The 15,970-nt window shown below is 33.7% G+C and carries 14 protein-coding genes; 8 read left to right on the forward strand and 6 right to left on the reverse strand.

Going from position 1 to position 15,970, the window contains the following annotated elements; translation table 11 throughout:
• Nucleotides 1-54 precede the first annotated feature (54 nt).
• The 5 genes from NMY3_RS04590 to NMY3_RS04610 all read left to right on the forward strand — a co-directional run bounded on the left by NMY3_RS04590 (nucleotide 55) and on the right by NMY3_RS04610 (nucleotide 5,510).
• The gene (locus NMY3_RS04590) at nucleotides 55-804 is read left to right on the forward strand and encodes a hypothetical protein (protein ID WP_196817748.1); all 750 of its coding nucleotides are present in this window, start codon (nucleotides 55-57) and stop codon (nucleotides 802-804) included.
• A 973-nt stretch (nucleotides 805-1,777) separates the two neighbouring features.
• On the forward strand, nucleotides 1,778-2,074 hold the full coding sequence (locus tag NMY3_RS04595) for a hypothetical protein (RefSeq protein ID WP_196817749.1): 297 nt from the start codon (nucleotides 1,778-1,780) through the stop codon (nucleotides 2,072-2,074).
• Between the two features lie 285 nt (nucleotides 2,075-2,359).
• Nucleotides 2,360-3,325: a hypothetical protein gene (locus tag NMY3_RS04600; RefSeq protein WP_196817750.1), complete on the forward strand. Its 966-nt coding sequence runs from the start codon at nucleotides 2,360-2,362 to the stop codon at nucleotides 3,323-3,325.
• 52 nt (nucleotides 3,326-3,377) lie between these two features.
• Entirely contained in the window at nucleotides 3,378-4,679 is a 1,302-nt protein-coding gene (locus NMY3_RS04605; RefSeq protein WP_231100283.1) for a multicopper oxidase domain-containing protein, read from the forward strand.
• Nucleotides 4,680-5,315: 636 nt separating this feature from the next.
• Nucleotides 5,316-5,510: a DUF1059 domain-containing protein gene (locus tag NMY3_RS04610; protein ID WP_196817751.1), complete on the forward strand. Its 195-nt coding sequence runs from the start codon at nucleotides 5,316-5,318 to the stop codon at nucleotides 5,508-5,510.
• 131 nt (nucleotides 5,511-5,641) lie between these two features.
• Here NMY3_RS04610 and NMY3_RS16865 read toward each other — a convergent pair whose 3' ends face one another.
• The 3 genes from NMY3_RS16865 to NMY3_RS04620 all read right to left on the reverse strand — a co-directional run bounded on the left by NMY3_RS16865 (nucleotide 5,642) and on the right by NMY3_RS04620 (nucleotide 6,791).
• On the reverse strand, nucleotides 5,642-5,776 hold the full coding sequence (locus NMY3_RS16865; RefSeq protein ID WP_257720007.1) for a hypothetical protein: 135 nt from the start codon (nucleotides 5,774-5,776) through the stop codon (nucleotides 5,642-5,644).
• A 256-nt stretch (nucleotides 5,777-6,032) separates the two neighbouring features.
• Entirely contained in the window at nucleotides 6,033-6,329 is a 297-nt protein-coding gene (locus tag NMY3_RS04615) for a hypothetical protein (protein WP_196817752.1), read from the reverse strand.
• Between the two features lie 36 nt (nucleotides 6,330-6,365).
• The gene (locus NMY3_RS04620; RefSeq protein WP_196817753.1) at nucleotides 6,366-6,791 is read right to left on the reverse strand and encodes a winged helix-turn-helix domain-containing protein; all 426 of its coding nucleotides are present in this window, start codon (nucleotides 6,789-6,791) and stop codon (nucleotides 6,366-6,368) included.
• A 186-nt stretch (nucleotides 6,792-6,977) separates the two neighbouring features.
• Between NMY3_RS04620 and NMY3_RS04625 the strand changes: the two genes are divergently transcribed.
• On the forward strand, nucleotides 6,978-8,093 hold the full coding sequence (locus tag NMY3_RS04625) for a hypothetical protein (RefSeq protein ID WP_196817754.1): 1,116 nt from the start codon (nucleotides 6,978-6,980) through the stop codon (nucleotides 8,091-8,093).
• Nucleotides 8,094-8,172: 79 nt separating this feature from the next.
• On the opposite strand, the gene NMY3_RS04630 is transcribed toward NMY3_RS04625, so the two are convergent.
• Nucleotides 8,173-9,459 carry a redoxin domain-containing protein gene (locus tag NMY3_RS04630; protein WP_196817755.1) on the reverse strand — a complete coding sequence of 429 codons (1,287 nt, stop codon included), beginning with the start codon at nucleotides 9,457-9,459 and terminating at the stop codon, nucleotides 8,173-8,175.
• Between the two features lie 338 nt (nucleotides 9,460-9,797).
• On the opposite strand from NMY3_RS04630, the gene NMY3_RS04635 reads away from it, so the two are divergent.
• On the forward strand, nucleotides 9,798-11,462 hold the full coding sequence (locus NMY3_RS04635) for a phytoene desaturase family protein (protein WP_196817756.1): 1,665 nt from the start codon (nucleotides 9,798-9,800) through the stop codon (nucleotides 11,460-11,462).
• A 138-nt stretch (nucleotides 11,463-11,600) separates the two neighbouring features.
• On the opposite strand, the gene NMY3_RS04640 is transcribed toward NMY3_RS04635, so the two are convergent.
• On the reverse strand, nucleotides 11,601-12,584 hold the full coding sequence (locus tag NMY3_RS04640) for a hypothetical protein (RefSeq protein ID WP_196817757.1): 984 nt from the start codon (nucleotides 12,582-12,584) through the stop codon (nucleotides 11,601-11,603).
• A gap of 1,591 nt (nucleotides 12,585-14,175) precedes the next feature.
• On the opposite strand from NMY3_RS04640, the gene NMY3_RS04645 reads away from it, so the two are divergent.
• Complete coding sequence (locus NMY3_RS04645; protein WP_196817758.1) at nucleotides 14,176-14,565, forward strand: hypothetical protein; 390 nt, start codon at nucleotides 14,176-14,178, stop codon at nucleotides 14,563-14,565.
• 466 nt (nucleotides 14,566-15,031) lie between these two features.
• Here the strand turns inward: NMY3_RS04645 and NMY3_RS04650 are convergent, their stop codons facing one another.
• Complete coding sequence (locus tag NMY3_RS04650; protein ID WP_196817759.1) at nucleotides 15,032-15,502, reverse strand: pyridoxamine 5'-phosphate oxidase family protein; 471 nt, start codon at nucleotides 15,500-15,502, stop codon at nucleotides 15,032-15,034.
• Nucleotides 15,503-15,970 lie beyond the last annotated feature (468 nt).

The following is a 15,970-nucleotide window of genomic DNA, read 5'->3' on the forward strand; positions in this document are numbered from 1 at the left end:
TGTCTTTGAATGGCCATATTGATTTCACATTCAGGATATAATTGTGTTCGATAAATGAAAATCCCACTACTTTTTTTAATTTTCTCAATTTTGTCTTTGTTGTTTGTGGATATATTTGGAGTTATTGTTACTGCTCATAACTTTGATACAGATGACAATTCAACTTTTCTTACTTTTATGAACATGATATTGATTGAAAACCGACTCATAAACCATAGCTTAATTGATGGTTCAACTAATGCAAGCAAATCTTTGTCTAATAACAATATAGAAAACATTAATGAGATAATTGATGATATTCTCGTAAGCGAGGATTCGCTTCTTATTGATAGTGATCAATTTTATAATAACACAATTATCGCAACAATGATGGCTAATTTAGGAGATGAAGTTCTTAGAAAATATGGATATGCATTTGGTATACCTTCAAACATAATGTTGAATATGAATTTCTCATTAGCCAGCACGATAGAAATGAATGGCAGTAACGCGGTAGATACAGATAATCACTCTAGTCATGATTCAATAGAATTAGGGAATCAACCTGTTAAACTTAAAGACAAATCTCAATATGATAATGCTTTGGAAACCTCAATAATGATGATTGAAATTTATGAAAAGGAACTAGAGCCCAAAGATATAACATTCGGAGAAAATAACTCAGTTCCATTTCTCAAAGAATCATTGCATGAGCTAAAAGATAATATTGAGAATATTTCACAACCTTCAAAAATTATGGAGATCGTCCACGGAAAGGTACATCCAAATTTGCAATTGGCATTTAATCTCACTTTAAAACAGTAGAGGTCAAATGACGATATTCGTAACGTATGAACTACTATAACATTATTACCTACCGCCCCTGCGTGTTTAGTATTAGATATTTTGCGAATCTGTGTCAGACTTTTTGTATTAATCATGCTAAAATTTGCTTATTCCTTACTTTTGGCACTTAATTGGTGCACTTCAAAGCGATATCAGTCCTTATCGTAGATTATACTATTATGATGTTTTTTGAGAATTCAATGTAGAAATAGTCATTGATATTCAGACTTTACATCTTAGTTTGCATATTCATATCTGTAAAACCATTTATTCTTAAATATTTACTCAAGAATAATGGCAATTAGTCATGCCAATACACTCGACGGGTTGATATTTAATCTTCTACTAAATCTGTAGGAACGAGATTGTAAATCTGATTCATAACAATTATCTAGATCTCGTGTAATTAGTACAAACACCTTTTGAAAAGATGTGTGAATATATCGCAGGTCTCTTTATTTTAAAGATAGTACAAGAAGAAAAATTAAACGATATCTGTCTTACAAATGAGGTTGAATATGTTGACTGACCTTTTGATTTACATATAAGTCGAATCGTATATAGATATATTAAGGGAAATTAATTAAATGAACGTGTCTCAAGTGACATAGGTTAATCTTTCTCATAAATGCAAAATTAATTCCTACTATTGATAAAAAGACTCAATCCAACGACCACCACCAGATTGTGACTATATACTATTGTAGTGTGTTAATCAAGTTATAAAAGATAAAAAGATCTCTTTTGTGTAATTAGTCCAAAACAGCTTTATTTCTGTACATCTTATGTAAAGATGTATACCATTTGTTATCCTACGATAGGTTATCCAGGAAACCAACACTTTTCAAGTCATTCACCCGTACCTCAGTCAAGCAGTTTGATGACATTTATAAAATAATGGAATCAATATCCAAAACACGAGATAAAGAGCTTATCTCACAATAAGAGAAATATGGAGAAAGAGCTATTTGGTGCTGGTGCTGGTAGACGACGTTTCAAACTGGATGTTAAAGATAGGGGTTATCATGGTCTTGGTATACTATCGTCTATATACTTCATCTATATCTTGATAGGTTTTATGTTTGACCTTGGCTTTCTAGGAGTGGAAAAAACTTTCCTCAACAAAAATCATCATTACGTATCAAGAAGGACAAGGTTGAGAGCTAGTTGCAGAATAGAAAAAGATTACAACAAGAACCATTCTGCAAAGAGGATAGTGGTAGAACATGTCATGCCCTCTGCAGAATAAAAAAGGTACAGGATAATGGATGATGTGCTTAGGAATAGGTTAAGAAAGTATGATGGAGTTTCAGATATAGTGTCAGGACTGGTAAAGTACAGGATAATGAATACCTGTTAGTTACCAGATGGATGATAGTGGTTAGAAGATATGATTAATCCCTGTTGATTACGTAGGAGATCTTCTGTTTTTCTTTGGTTTATTTTTTGTAATTCTTAATGACTTATTGTTACATAATAATCTATAGAAACTTACTTTAGTAGTGTGAAGGTATAATTAGGGAAACCTAATTTGTTGGATGTTTTTTATGTTACTCATGATTTAGCTAAACAGATGTATAAAAAAATTATCACCTTAGATAAAGGAAATAAAACGATCGTTTTGTCTGGAATTTTTGTATTTATTTTGACATTGGCTTTAATTAGTTCAAATTATCACATTAATAATGACTTCATTGCATTTGCTACTACATTAAATAATACACAAACTCAACCGAATATCAATGCTAAATCCATTTACGATACAGGTACTGCTGTATTAGGAAGTAACGTTAAGAATTTAATAATATTAATACCTGATGAAGCCCATCATGGTAATGGGGAAGCAAAAGAAAATAGATTCATTGAGCAATCTTTTCTACCCCAAAAATCAATAATAAATAAAGGAACGAAAGTTATTTGGTTTAGCGGTGACGTTAGCCACGAGCATCAAATTATACTAAATAATGATCAAAGTTTATTTGATAGCGGAACGTTACCTGAGTTTACCGAATCTAACCCTATGGTTTTTAATACAGTAGGGAATTTTGGGTATATTAGTCCAGACATTGATCAAGAAGCAGTACAAAAAGGATTTGTAATGAAGGGCGATGTTAAAGTGATAGACCAATCCAATGTCTTAAATTCAAGCGCAAATAACACTGTCATTGGATCTAGTGCTATTACTACTCCATCAAGTGATGAAGCAACACAGGCCGCAGCCACTACTACTACTACATTATCTCCAGCTACATCCAACAACAACATAGAAACCGTTGGAGTATTTATGGTCCCAACTAAAGATATCGACGAATACGTTCAGGATTTTAAAAATAATGGTTTTTCAATAGACAGCACATACTCTTTTAAGGATCTCCGCGGTTTAGCAAGGGATACGGGTTCAGAACAAACACTCCTGGTATGGACAGCAGGTCCAACCATGACAGTTGATACGGCAATTTCAGCATTAAAAGATATAGGAGAAAAGTTACCATACAAGTAATATGATATGATAATATTTGATAAGATATGACAATAAATCATAGGTCTTTTTTATGCAAACTCCAAATTTTTTAACAATACATCTTGTCTCATTATTAGTAGCTTTTATTGCTGTATATTTTTTATCTTTCTCCTTCTCCGTTTATCCTATAATGGCAACGGATAATAATAATAATAGTTTGACTACTTTTCAAGGATTAATCCATGAAAATTCACAGATAAATTCTACTCCCAATTCTCTTTTGGATTTGGGTTCACAAAACAGTTCAGTTAACAACAGCTCTCTTGTTACCTCTAATAATACAAGCAAGAATTTAATTTCTACTGAGGAATATGACAAAATTAAGAATTGTAGTCCTGATACCGATAAGAAGCCATCCTCCATAGAATATTTGACTTTTTTTAACTGTGGTCATATCAAGTCTACTAGTAGTAGTCTAACAGCTTATGATAATGATGATGACAACAATAACAATAACAACAACAGCCGAACTAATCAAACAGTCAGGGAATTTACTTTGATTATAGAGGAAAATCAATCTATACCTATTGCAAGTAATGGTTTAACATTTTTAGATGCATGGACTTTTAATGGCACAATACCTGGTCCCACTATGCGGGTAACAGAGGGTGATCTAGTAAAGATAAATGTAATAAACAGTAAGGAAAACAACCATACTCATTCACTGCATTTACATTCAATACATCCCTCAGAGATGGATGGAATAGATGGACCTGGAGGGTTTATAAAACCAGGTCAAAACTTTACATACTCTTTTACAGCACAGCCATATGGTGTTTATCCGTATCACTGTCATTCAACGCCTATTGATCAACATATCAACAAGGGTTTGTATGGTGCTTTTATTATTGACCCCAAAGTACCAAGACAAAATATGACTGAGATGGTTATGTTGATGAATGGATATGATTTAGACTATGAAAAAGAAGGAATAGGTCCTAGCCGTATTCCAACTCCTCAGGAATTTGAAGAAGACTATATGCCACAAGCATTTGAACATGGAAATGAAGTATATGCTGTAAATGGTAAGGCATTTGATTATGTGGAAAACCCAATTCCTATTCACATGAACTCAGATTATCGTATCTACCTGATTAATATGTTAGAATTTGATCAGGTTAATTCATTTCATTTGCATGGAAATATGTACAAGTACTACCCAAGTGGAACTTCTAAAGAACCTTCCTTTGAAAATGACATTGTAACACTAGGTCAAGGCGATAGAGGCATATTGGAATTTAAATATCTTTATCCTGGAAAATACATGTTTCATTCGCATATAAATGAATTTTCAGATTTAGGATGGATGGGATTATTTAATGTGATGGAATAATATTAAAAAATGTCCAATATCAACATGATTATATTCTGATCCGTAGCTCAAAACTAATCGTTTCCATTAATTTCATTATCATTATTTGAATTGCTATTTTTGGATATTTTGGTTAGGACTGAACACTTTTGTATCTATGATATTTAATTAAATATTTTAGCAGAGACTAATTTTGGGTCCGACTTTTATTATCCGCAAAATGATTAAATGGAACTTCTATGGATGCATCAAAGGACAACATTTGGATCTAATCAAGAAATATACTTATGTTTCTAAGTATCCTTAGTAGACTACGATATTGTTGCACAAATGAACAAAAAATATGTGTCTTTTCTCCCAAATTGTTCTAAACTCTTGTTGTAATTTGTTACCAACTATCAATTTCTCACCTTTTGTTGCCTTTGAGTCCCAGTAAGATAGTAAACTTACAGCGGGTGTCGTGGCCTTTGAAATAGATGAATTACGAGTCCAAATGTGAAATTATCTTCTCTCGTATTTAGGATAAAATCTGATTTATCAATATTTTTGAAACTAGCCGTGCGTATATTAAGCCTAAGCTGGTCTTTTATAATGAGTTCCAGTTAAAATTGGAAGTTGATAGATATCTTTAACTTAGTGCAATAGCATTTACAATTTATGACTTTAAGCATCAATTGTAAGGATGTGGGAGATCCCGTGTGTACTCATACGATGTATGGCGAAACAGAAGAAGAATTGATGGAAAATGCGAAGAAACATGGTATAGAAGTTCATGGCTATACAGAAGAGTCATTCGAAGAAGAAATGGCAAAGAATCTTGAAAATTTTAGAAAAGTAATAAAAACAACTTAATTTTTATACCACATTTTTTTCCAGCTAAAAAGATCAATTTTAGCCTAAGTGACAGGAAAGAAATGTAAACTGATAGAGCATGATCCTTTCTTTCCGATTAGTTTTGATTGGCTTTTGATAATGTGAATAAATTATGAAACTGAGAGTAGTTTTAGAGTTGGTATTGAAGATAAAGAGATTGCTGGTTTAGTACTCGCAACATGCTCTTCATTTACTCTGGTTTCTTCATGCAGTATCCATCCGAAATAAAACCCAGTTAAAAACATGGTTATCTCCCACCATTCATACATCGGTCTTGATGGTATTGTTGTTTTATTTTGGGCCTCGGTTCGAATTCTATACTATTGTCCATTTTAACTTTTACCCTTCGAGAGGTTATGATTTAAGGTTAATAATTGATTTATGATCAAATGGATATCCAAGAAAGGTTTCAAAAGATATTCCTAGCAAAGACTAATAACACTTGAATCCCATTCATCGACAAGGTTACTAATTATGGTAAAATACTGTTTATTTCTTTTATTAAGTATTTATCCATACCATCACTGCCAAACCCACCGTTTGAGCTAGGTTAATGACAAACAAGTAGGGTGCAGCGGCATCCACAATCGTCTTTATTGCAGGACCAGCTGTGTAAAGATTAAACCAAAAGATAACAATTACAATGTTTTGGACCATAAATGCTGAAGCCACAGTTATCAAGCCATAAGTAAAATATGATTGGACAAGTCTCGTATTCTGTACATATATTACTATTATTGTTCCAAGCAATCCTATGTTAAGAAGAGCTGCAATAGCTGCTGCGATCATGAAGTCCATTTGTTTATTAAATTAGTTTAAGGAACATTGTTTAATTTACTTTTTCCCAATTCTGTCCATAATTTCTTTAAATGCAGAATAATTTTTTTCCATTAAGGGAGATATAAAATATGTTGCACCATAGGCATCTTCATTGTCCGTAACAATCAGGCTATTTTTCTTTAGGACATTTAGATGATGTATTACTGTTTTATAATCCAGTTTTAATTGAACGGATACTTGGTTAGCATTTGACGGACTTTCTACCAAAAAATTTATTACTTTTGCTCTGTTAATTCCACCTCTAGTACTTACTATCATTGACCATGGCAGCCTCTTAAAACGAGGGTCGACAGGTTTTTCTTCATTTATATTCGGTTTTTTGTTCTTATTATTGTCATTATTGAACTCAGATCCTCCGATTCTACCTTCATTATTATCTGTATCTTTCTTGTTGTTTGAATCAGAATCGGGTGAATTCAAGCTAAGACACTAATATTATTATGTTGTATGATAAAAGTTTATTAGCGCAGGTAATAAAATCAGGGAACTAGATTTATTTACATAAATAATATCCGATACTATCAATACCTAGTTCTCATAAATTGAGGTGTAATTATGGTATAATTTGGGAATTTGCTTAAATAACTTTTTTAACATTCCTCTGTAATGTCAAGAATTGACTACAACAAAAACGTAACTAACAAAGACAATACAAGTTTACCTGATAAAAATACCGATCGCTCATATAGGCAAGGATCTAAATTTTTATTTATTGGACTTGTTTTGGCTATCGCACCACTAATATTCATGTCTTCAAGCATGGTATATGTTCATGGAAACAGTAATGAGTTTTTAGCCTTTGGTCAATCTGAAGGTGACAAAAATGTTGGAACAAGCTCATTGCCTCAACCAAACAATAATGATACTCTAATAAATGTCGAAGCATCTGACGCTCTTTTTGAACCTGCAGCAGGATTATCCAATGTATTTGGCCCTGGTGGACTTTTTCCATTTGATAACTTTAGCTGTGCCGATGCATTGACCTGCGGAGTTTCAGCTGGAGAGAATGCTGAGTTTATTGGTACTTTTGAAAAAGGGAATACAAACAATATGACTGGATTTGAAGCAACTTATACATCTCCCTTAACATATGGACCACATCAAATCGCAGGTCATGAATACAAAATCACATTAACTGATGTAAACTGGAACAGTCCTAGTGCATCTCTTCCTACAGAACAACCACAATTTGCAGCACTTACGAATAACGTAGGTTTTAATCAAATACAACATGGAGCTTCCAACGTAGATAGATCAGATGTACCACAACTTTCTAACATGGTATTTCTATATGGACACGCCCAAGTCACAGATATCACAAATGGAAATAATACTATAGTAGCCGAAGATGTTTTTACACATCTAATGGTAGGTCACGTAATGAATGAGCAAACGTTTTATCAGGATTTGAGGGATGAAGCATTGAGCCCAAATTTTGTGTTTCTATTTACAATAAACATACCTGATGATACTGAATTACCAGGTGTTGGTTCCCTTACTGCCGAACAAGCTCAATCATACACCCCACTTGCAAGCGACCAATCATTGGATAATTCTCCACCAATAGACTATCCAGTAAGTATTCCTGAGCCACGAGATGAAACGATGGGAGAGATCGATGAACCAGGCGCTCAATCAACTACATGGCCAGTAGCAAACAAAGAACAACCTTTATTGTTTAACTTCTTGGTATACCAAGATACAAACATAAAGGTCCAATAACTTTATTTTATTTTATTTACTACAAGTTAATATGAAATATGCTTTAGATTTATTACCGATATTAATTTGGTTCAGTAACCTATCCAAATGTAAATACGTAAGCTTGCAATCCTTTTCCATGAATTTCAATCAAAAGTATATGACTATCGTCACTGTATGATCCGTGATTCACTATATTATACAGCCTTGGCTCATTAGCAATGAATTTACTATTAATTCCAATGTCAATTCCTTTGGATTTATTCGATATCAAAGAATTGTTTTCATATACTGTTACTTGACTTTCATTTTTATCACTGCTATTAACACCAACTACAATGTTTACAGACTTTGCCGAATAGTCTAGTAATATGTGACCCGTATTACTTTGTAATTCTACATTATCAGGATTGTTTTTCCATTTTCCTTCTAAATATATTGTATTAGGTTTGGTGCTTGAATTTGACATCGATGAAGATGTATATGATGAAGGTAAGAAATAATCTATTGTTTGACCCAAATGAAATCCTTCAGGATTTCCTATTGCTGAACGAGATGATTGGTTTCCAAAATACAATTCAGGTGTTTGTATTTTTGAAAAGTCGACAGGTTGTCTAAGAAAATTAGCAACGGTATTATTAGTAGCATTCTGAATTACTTTGCTATTATCAAAATAAGGATAAGTATTATTATTGTGATTGATATTTTTTATACTTTTATTGGCATTTCTTTCATTTAGAAGAAACTGAATTACCTTTTCTGTGCGATCGTAATCAGATTCACCGATCTTATCATATCTTATATATCCTTGAGCATCCACAAGATACATTCTAGGCCAATAGCTGTTCTCGTATGCATTCCAGGTACCATATACATTGTCCTGAAGGACTGGATATTTTATTCCGTATCTTTGTAGTGCAGATTTTACATTTTCCGTATTTTTTTCAAATTCAAATTCTGGTGTATGAATTCCAACTATTACTAATCCACTATCAGCGTATTTTGTATCCCAATCTTCAAGATGTGGAAGTGTCCTTAAAACATTGATACAACTATAAGTCCAAAAGTTGACAAGTACTACATCTCCTTTCAATGAAGCGATGGTCACAGGCATGTTACTCTTTGTATTTATATTGTCTTCAATTTTCTGGAATTCAGGTGCCCTTTTAAATTGAAACATTGTATCAATATTGACCCCCTTATCGTCATTAATATTGGCATTAGTCATCGATTTTTGGAGACTCTCTACTTTGTCTTTAATTAATGCTGATTTTTTCAATGACTCATCAATTGCATAGCCAAATAGAGTGGAGTTGATGACTATGTAACCAACAATTGATGCCACCGAAATAATCCCAATCATAATGACTAATTGAATAAGATTCATTTGTTAATGTGTTCTTCTTGGGTTTTATTGTTATTATAGATATATTTTGAATACCACAAAGGACAACTCGGATATTTAGTATTCGACATTATCGGACAAGCATTAAATACTCAACATGACAAATCTATTGTCCAAGGATAATCAACAAACTAAATTAACAGTTTTCCCACTTTATTGATAACACTCTAAATATTTGAGAACGTTGATATTTGAAATCGCATTATTGTGAATTTTTTACTAAAAACTGTTACTAAAATAGCACGGGGGTTTTTTGATAGGCTTTGCAATAGATTTAGCATGAGTCTAAATTTCAATTATGAGAAATTAGTTAATAATAAATGAAAGAAATTATTAAATCATTAAGGTCAATCTTCTTAATACGTAGTGGTTTAATGGTGAATTCATCTGTATACTCATCTCAATACGATGCGATTGTAATAGGAGCAGGACATAATGGTTTGACTTGTGCTTGTTATCTTGCAAAAGCGGGGCTTAAAGTATTGGTATTAGAAGAATATCATTCAATAGGAGGTATGACAATAACAGAAGAAGTTACTTTACCTGGCTTCAAATCTGATGTACATGCGTTTGGTTATCAGCTCGCTAACTATTCTCCAGTTCCAATGGAATTAGAGCTGCGCAAGTATGGATTTGAACTTATATATCCAGAAATATCCTATTCACATGTATTTCCAAATGGTAAATATGTTGCCATGTATCCTTCAATAGAAAGAACAGTAAAAAGTATTGAAAAATTTTCAATTCAAGATGGAAAAACTTGGAATAAATTATATAATAAATTTCTTTCAAATAAGATTGTCCTAATCAATTCCATAAATTCTTCACCCTGTTCTTTGGACTCTAAAGGACGTGAAGAAAACCGTCGTAAAGTGAGTTATGAAGATTATAGAAAGCAACTACAATCAATGAGATCTTGGTGTAATGAGAAATTTGAATCCGACGAAGTCAAGGTAATGTTTGGTACATTTGCAGCATTTGTGGGCCTTTCTCCTGATGATGCAGGCGGTGGAGAATTATGTTATCTCTTTTCAGGAACTATTCAAGATCAAGGTAATAACATCGTTAAGGGGGGTTTTGGAAATCTACCGTTATCTTTAGCAAGGTATCTTGAATCCAAAGGAGGAGAAATAATGACTAATTCGAAAGTTTCGGATATTGTCATTGAGAAAGATAGAGCCATAGGAGTTTGTCTTTCAGATGGACGCAAAATCAAAGTTAATAGACTAATTGCATCCAGTACCGATCCCTACACATTGGTTGTCAACTTGATTGGTGAAGACAATGTTGATTCTGATATAGTAAGAGATATCAAAAGAATTGAATGGGGTGATGCCATTTTTGGACTTTACTTAGCCTTAAGTAAGAAATTAGAGTATAAGGCAGGAGAAGAAATAAACAAATCAGCTCAGGTGCATATTTCTCCACCAGAGCTAGAATATTTTTCAAAAGTTTTCTCCGAATGCAGAAGTGGAAGAGTACCCGAAAATCCCATTCCAATAATGAGTAATGATTCGGTTATGGATCCAAGTAGGGTTCCAGTTGATAAACATTTAATAAAATTCCTCATACCTAATGTTCCCTATAAAATTGAAAATAAAGGAAGAGATGAACATGAATCAGATTGGAATCTGGTAAAAGACCAATATGCACTTCAAATAATAGAAATGGTTACAAGAGACTATATCCCTAATCTAAGAGATGTAATTTTAGAAAAAACAGCACTCTCTCCAACGGATTATGAAAAAAGACCTTCTACATCAATTAAAGGAACACTAGCCTGTGGAAGCTTGTTACCTTATCAAACTAAGTCAATGCGTCCGATAGCACGATTATGTAATTATAAAATTCCTGGGGTAGAGAATGTATATCTTTGTGGATCTGGGAGTCATCCCGGCCCCGGTGTCTCGATGGCGCCCGGAAGAAATGCTGCACAAACAATCCTATCCGATCTTGGAATAGATTTTAATAAGTTGGTCCAGTAATGTTGCTAATCAATGTGGATTGATAATAATTACCTTACCTAAATTAGAGGCTTCACGTTGACTTTTCAAATTGAATGATTTACAAAAAAATACCGTTATTAAAAAATGAAGATTGATATTTCTATTTATGCATTTTAGTTAGATGATCTTCAAATAGGTAAATACACGAAGACTATGAACTGATTTTGAATTTAAAGACATATGAGTATTATTAGTTACTCCAGTATGATAAGTCAAGAGTGCATTTGTTCCATCCATCCATCCATCCATCCATCCATCCATCCATCCATCCATCCATCCATCCATCCATCCATCCATCCATCCATCCATCCATCCATCCATCCATCCATCCATCCATCCATCCATCCATCCATCCATCCATCCATCCATCCATCCATCCATCCATCCATCCATCCCATCCATCCATCCATCCATCCATCCATCCATCCATCCATCCATCCATCCATCCATCCATCCATCCATCCATCCATCCATCCATCCATCCATCCATCCATCCATCCATCCATCCATCCATCCATCCATCCATCCATCCATCCATCCATCCATCCATCCATCCATCCATCCATCCATCCATCCATCCATCCATCCATCCATCCATCCATCCATCCATCCATCCATCCATCCATCCATCCATCCATCCATCCATCCATCCATCCATCCATCCATCCATCCATCCATCCATCCATCCATCCATCCATCCATCCATCCATCCATCCATCCATCCATCCATCCATCCATCCATCCATCCCATCCATCCATCCATCCATCCATCCATCCATCCATCCATCCATCCATCCATCCATCCATCCATCCATCCATCCATCCATCCATCCATCCATCCATCCATCCATCCATCCATCCATCCATCCATCCATCCATCCATCCATCCATCCATCCATCCATCCATCCATCCATCCATCCATCCATCCATCCATCCATCCATCCATCCATCCATCCATCCATCCATCCATCCATCCATCCATCCATCCATCCATCCATCCATCCATCCATCCATCCATCCATCCATCCATCCATCCATCCATCCATCCATCCATCCATCCATCCATCCATCCATCCATCCATCCATCCATCCCCATCCATCCATCCATCCATCCATCCATCCATCCATCCATCCATCCATCATCTGAGCACATTTAAGTTACATCTTTACACCTCGTGTATTGTTCCATGGAGGTGACCATTTTTGATTAAAAATATTGAGGAATAAATATGAATTAAGACCAAAATATGGATGATTGGAGATGGAACGGGAAGTAATAGAGGGAACCGGTGAGAACCCTCCCCCTGTCTTACTTCCCTTCCATGCACTCGCAAACTAAAAGAATGTATGTTTGGCTTGATGCGTTGGAGTGGGTTAATAATTCAACATACAGTCTAGTGCAACATTTTTCTAGGAACTAAATATATTTAGTTTATATTGTGATTATTGAATTTGAAAATAACTTTTATTTGATTTAGTAGTTCCTTCAGGCCCTCATATTTCCATTGTGTTGAATTATTATTGGCATCAAATATAGAGTTTTCAAAGAAGCAGTTTTACAACTTATTCCATTATTTGAGGAATCAATAGTTGGAATAGAGGGGTAGATAATCCTTTAGCTAATCTTCTTATCGGGTGTCTAGAATACAATAATGATAATATACGGAATCGTGTGATTAAACCTGGGGGTAGCCCCATGATTTAGGAATAATTTGGAAGGATTTTGTTATGAGAGAATGATTCCTTATCAGAAAATTATGAAGTCGAAATGGTTCTAGAATTAACTATAAATTTGATGAAACAATGATGCAAAATGAGTACAAAGGAACAGATTTGAGTATTGAGTTAGGGAATTCTTTATCTTCTCTCATCGATTCATTTGTCTGGGCCAATCTCAAATACAAAATTGATAGAATCTATATTATTGAACATATTCCTATTCCATACCTACTTGTCAAACTGTTTTAGTATTTTCATTTTGATAAATAAGGTGATAGTCATCTTAAACATCTTCAAGAATTTTCATTCCGAGATTTATCCTCTACTTACTTATCATATGGAGGTGCCGTCTTCTCATTACGTCCTTTACAGTTTTGACCATTTTATCAACTGATTCCTAAATTACTGAGCCGTTGGTATCTAGTCATGTAGTATATTAAATTAATCAATATTTTTGGATATTATTCGTCTGTATTTTCCAACGACCTCTAATTTCTCGAGTAAGAAATTTAATAAAAAAGAGAAAAGTAATAAAGGCATCAATTAGAAGTTCGCATGGGGAACTTTCTCATGCTTTTGTATCTTTCTCTCATGCAAGAATGGTAAGATAGATTGGAGTGTTACCTATCTATTTTTTTTACTGTCATCATCATGGTTATCAGATTGTGGTATAATGACCAAGATTTGTTCAACTGTCATGATGCTTATCACATGAATGTAGCCTTTACTACTTTTCTCTCTCACTACGCGCAAAAGTGATGAGACTTGAGTTTCACCCTTTGATCCAGGTGTAAGAATGACTTGGGAGAAATTCCTATTTATTATTTATCTTGATTATCATTTTTTGATCCAAGAAGAGAGTCTAGCAAGGAATAAACAAGATCTATGATATAATCCTATTCCATTTTTCTTGTCATCTTGTAATAAGCAATTTATCGATAAGATATATAGTTTTATAACTTTATACTAGCAATGAATAAGATTCTGTTAATTTCCATAGCAGCAGCAATATGTACAGGAATCGCGGGCATTCTTCATCTAAATATGCTGCCAACCAATAATACCAATTCTACAATCCTTTTTCTGGTAGGTGGTTTGGCTCAAGTCTTTTGGATTGTTCCTACGGTTAGAAATTGGGGTAAAATATGGGATTACATTGGCATAGCAGGAACTTTTGCATTTGTACTTATATGGGTTATTACTAGGATACCCGAAAATCCAATAACCGGTAGGGGAGGAATGGTTGGAGACATGGCAATTGCGATAGAAGTCTTTCAAATAGCATTTATAGTATTACTAGGGCTCTTAGTTGCAATGAAGTCATCAAAAAAACACATTGAAAATTATCCCAAGAACAAATAGCCCAAGACTACTTTATGAAGACTAGACAAATCTATTTATTTTTTACAAATTCTATACTGATCCTTAATTGCAATCATGTTTATCTGGTATCTAACATTATTATTCTCCCTGAACTACTGAGCATAAAGATGATACGGGTATTTTATTGAGAGTCTAGGTAACAATTTAAACAATACTATGTGGTTTTACTAAGTAGTAAAATTACAATATGACTGGTAGGCTTCAAGACATTATAGAAACTTTATTTGGGATTTGTGATGTAAGAGATTTAATATTATACTTTCAATAGGTTTATTCATAAAAGAATAGAAGGTTAATTATCAGAATTTTTATATGATTCAAAAATTAGTAATATTGATGTTGCTAAACCATGAGATCATTGCAAGAAACACAATACTTCAAATACATATTTGTTCTCAAATTTATTAATAATGCAAAATCGAGAACAAATCTTGTAATAAGCAAGTCAAAACTGCATTTTACCATAATCCCAAGTAGAAAAGAACTTTGGACTAATTTCAACAAGTACAACACCTCCCTTCTTTGAATCCTCGGAAATCATTTTTGCTATCGGATGATCCAGCGTACCAAGATATTTCAAACTAATTTTTTCTCCTAATGGAACCACTATTTTTAGATCATCTATTATGGTTGCGATTCCCTTACCTTTGACTCCTCTAACTGGAGGATTTTCATCGTCTATTGAAAAATAAATAGTCGACCTCTTTAGAATATTTTGAGTTTTTTTAGCAAATTTAGATGTGTTTATCCAGAGTTTTTCCTCATCTTTGTCATAATAAAACCAGACAGGTTGGATATTTGGATCGCCTTGTTCATCGATAGTGGCCAACTGCAAATTCAATTTACTTTCAAGAAATTTCTCTGCTTCTTCATTGGTCATACTAGGAATTTCGGAAGTGGCACTAATAATTTTCATAAAAGATAACTTACATACTTATAGATAAAATTTCCTTCTATAATTATTGCCTCTTATTTAGCATCACATCTTTCACATGAATGCCAATGGGGTTGGGGGTTGCCCTACTTCTCACACCTACACAACCCAAGAGTTATTGCTATACGTAGTTACAAATATGAAATATAATGAAAATTTCTTGAGGGAGTCAGAATTTACTAATGCTAGGATTAATGCACTAATCAAAATAAATATTATTGAATCTGGGGTACGTGTTTTCATTTTTTGAATTTTTGTATCTGTAAATTCATCTCTTAATGTTGCTGTAGCTGTGAAAGATAATTTGTGATTTTAGGTACCTGACAATTTAATTGCAGTCATTGGAGGAAAATATTGAGTCTTACCCCAATAGGTTCTATTAGGAGGTTCATTTGAAATAGAAGAATTCTATAAATCGTGAACTAATGCTACTTGGAGTCAAATTCAATA

Source organism: Candidatus Nitrosocosmicus oleophilus (assembly GCF_000802205.1).
Lineage (GTDB): Archaea > Thermoproteota > Nitrososphaeria > Nitrososphaerales > Nitrososphaeraceae > Nitrosocosmicus > Nitrosocosmicus oleophilus.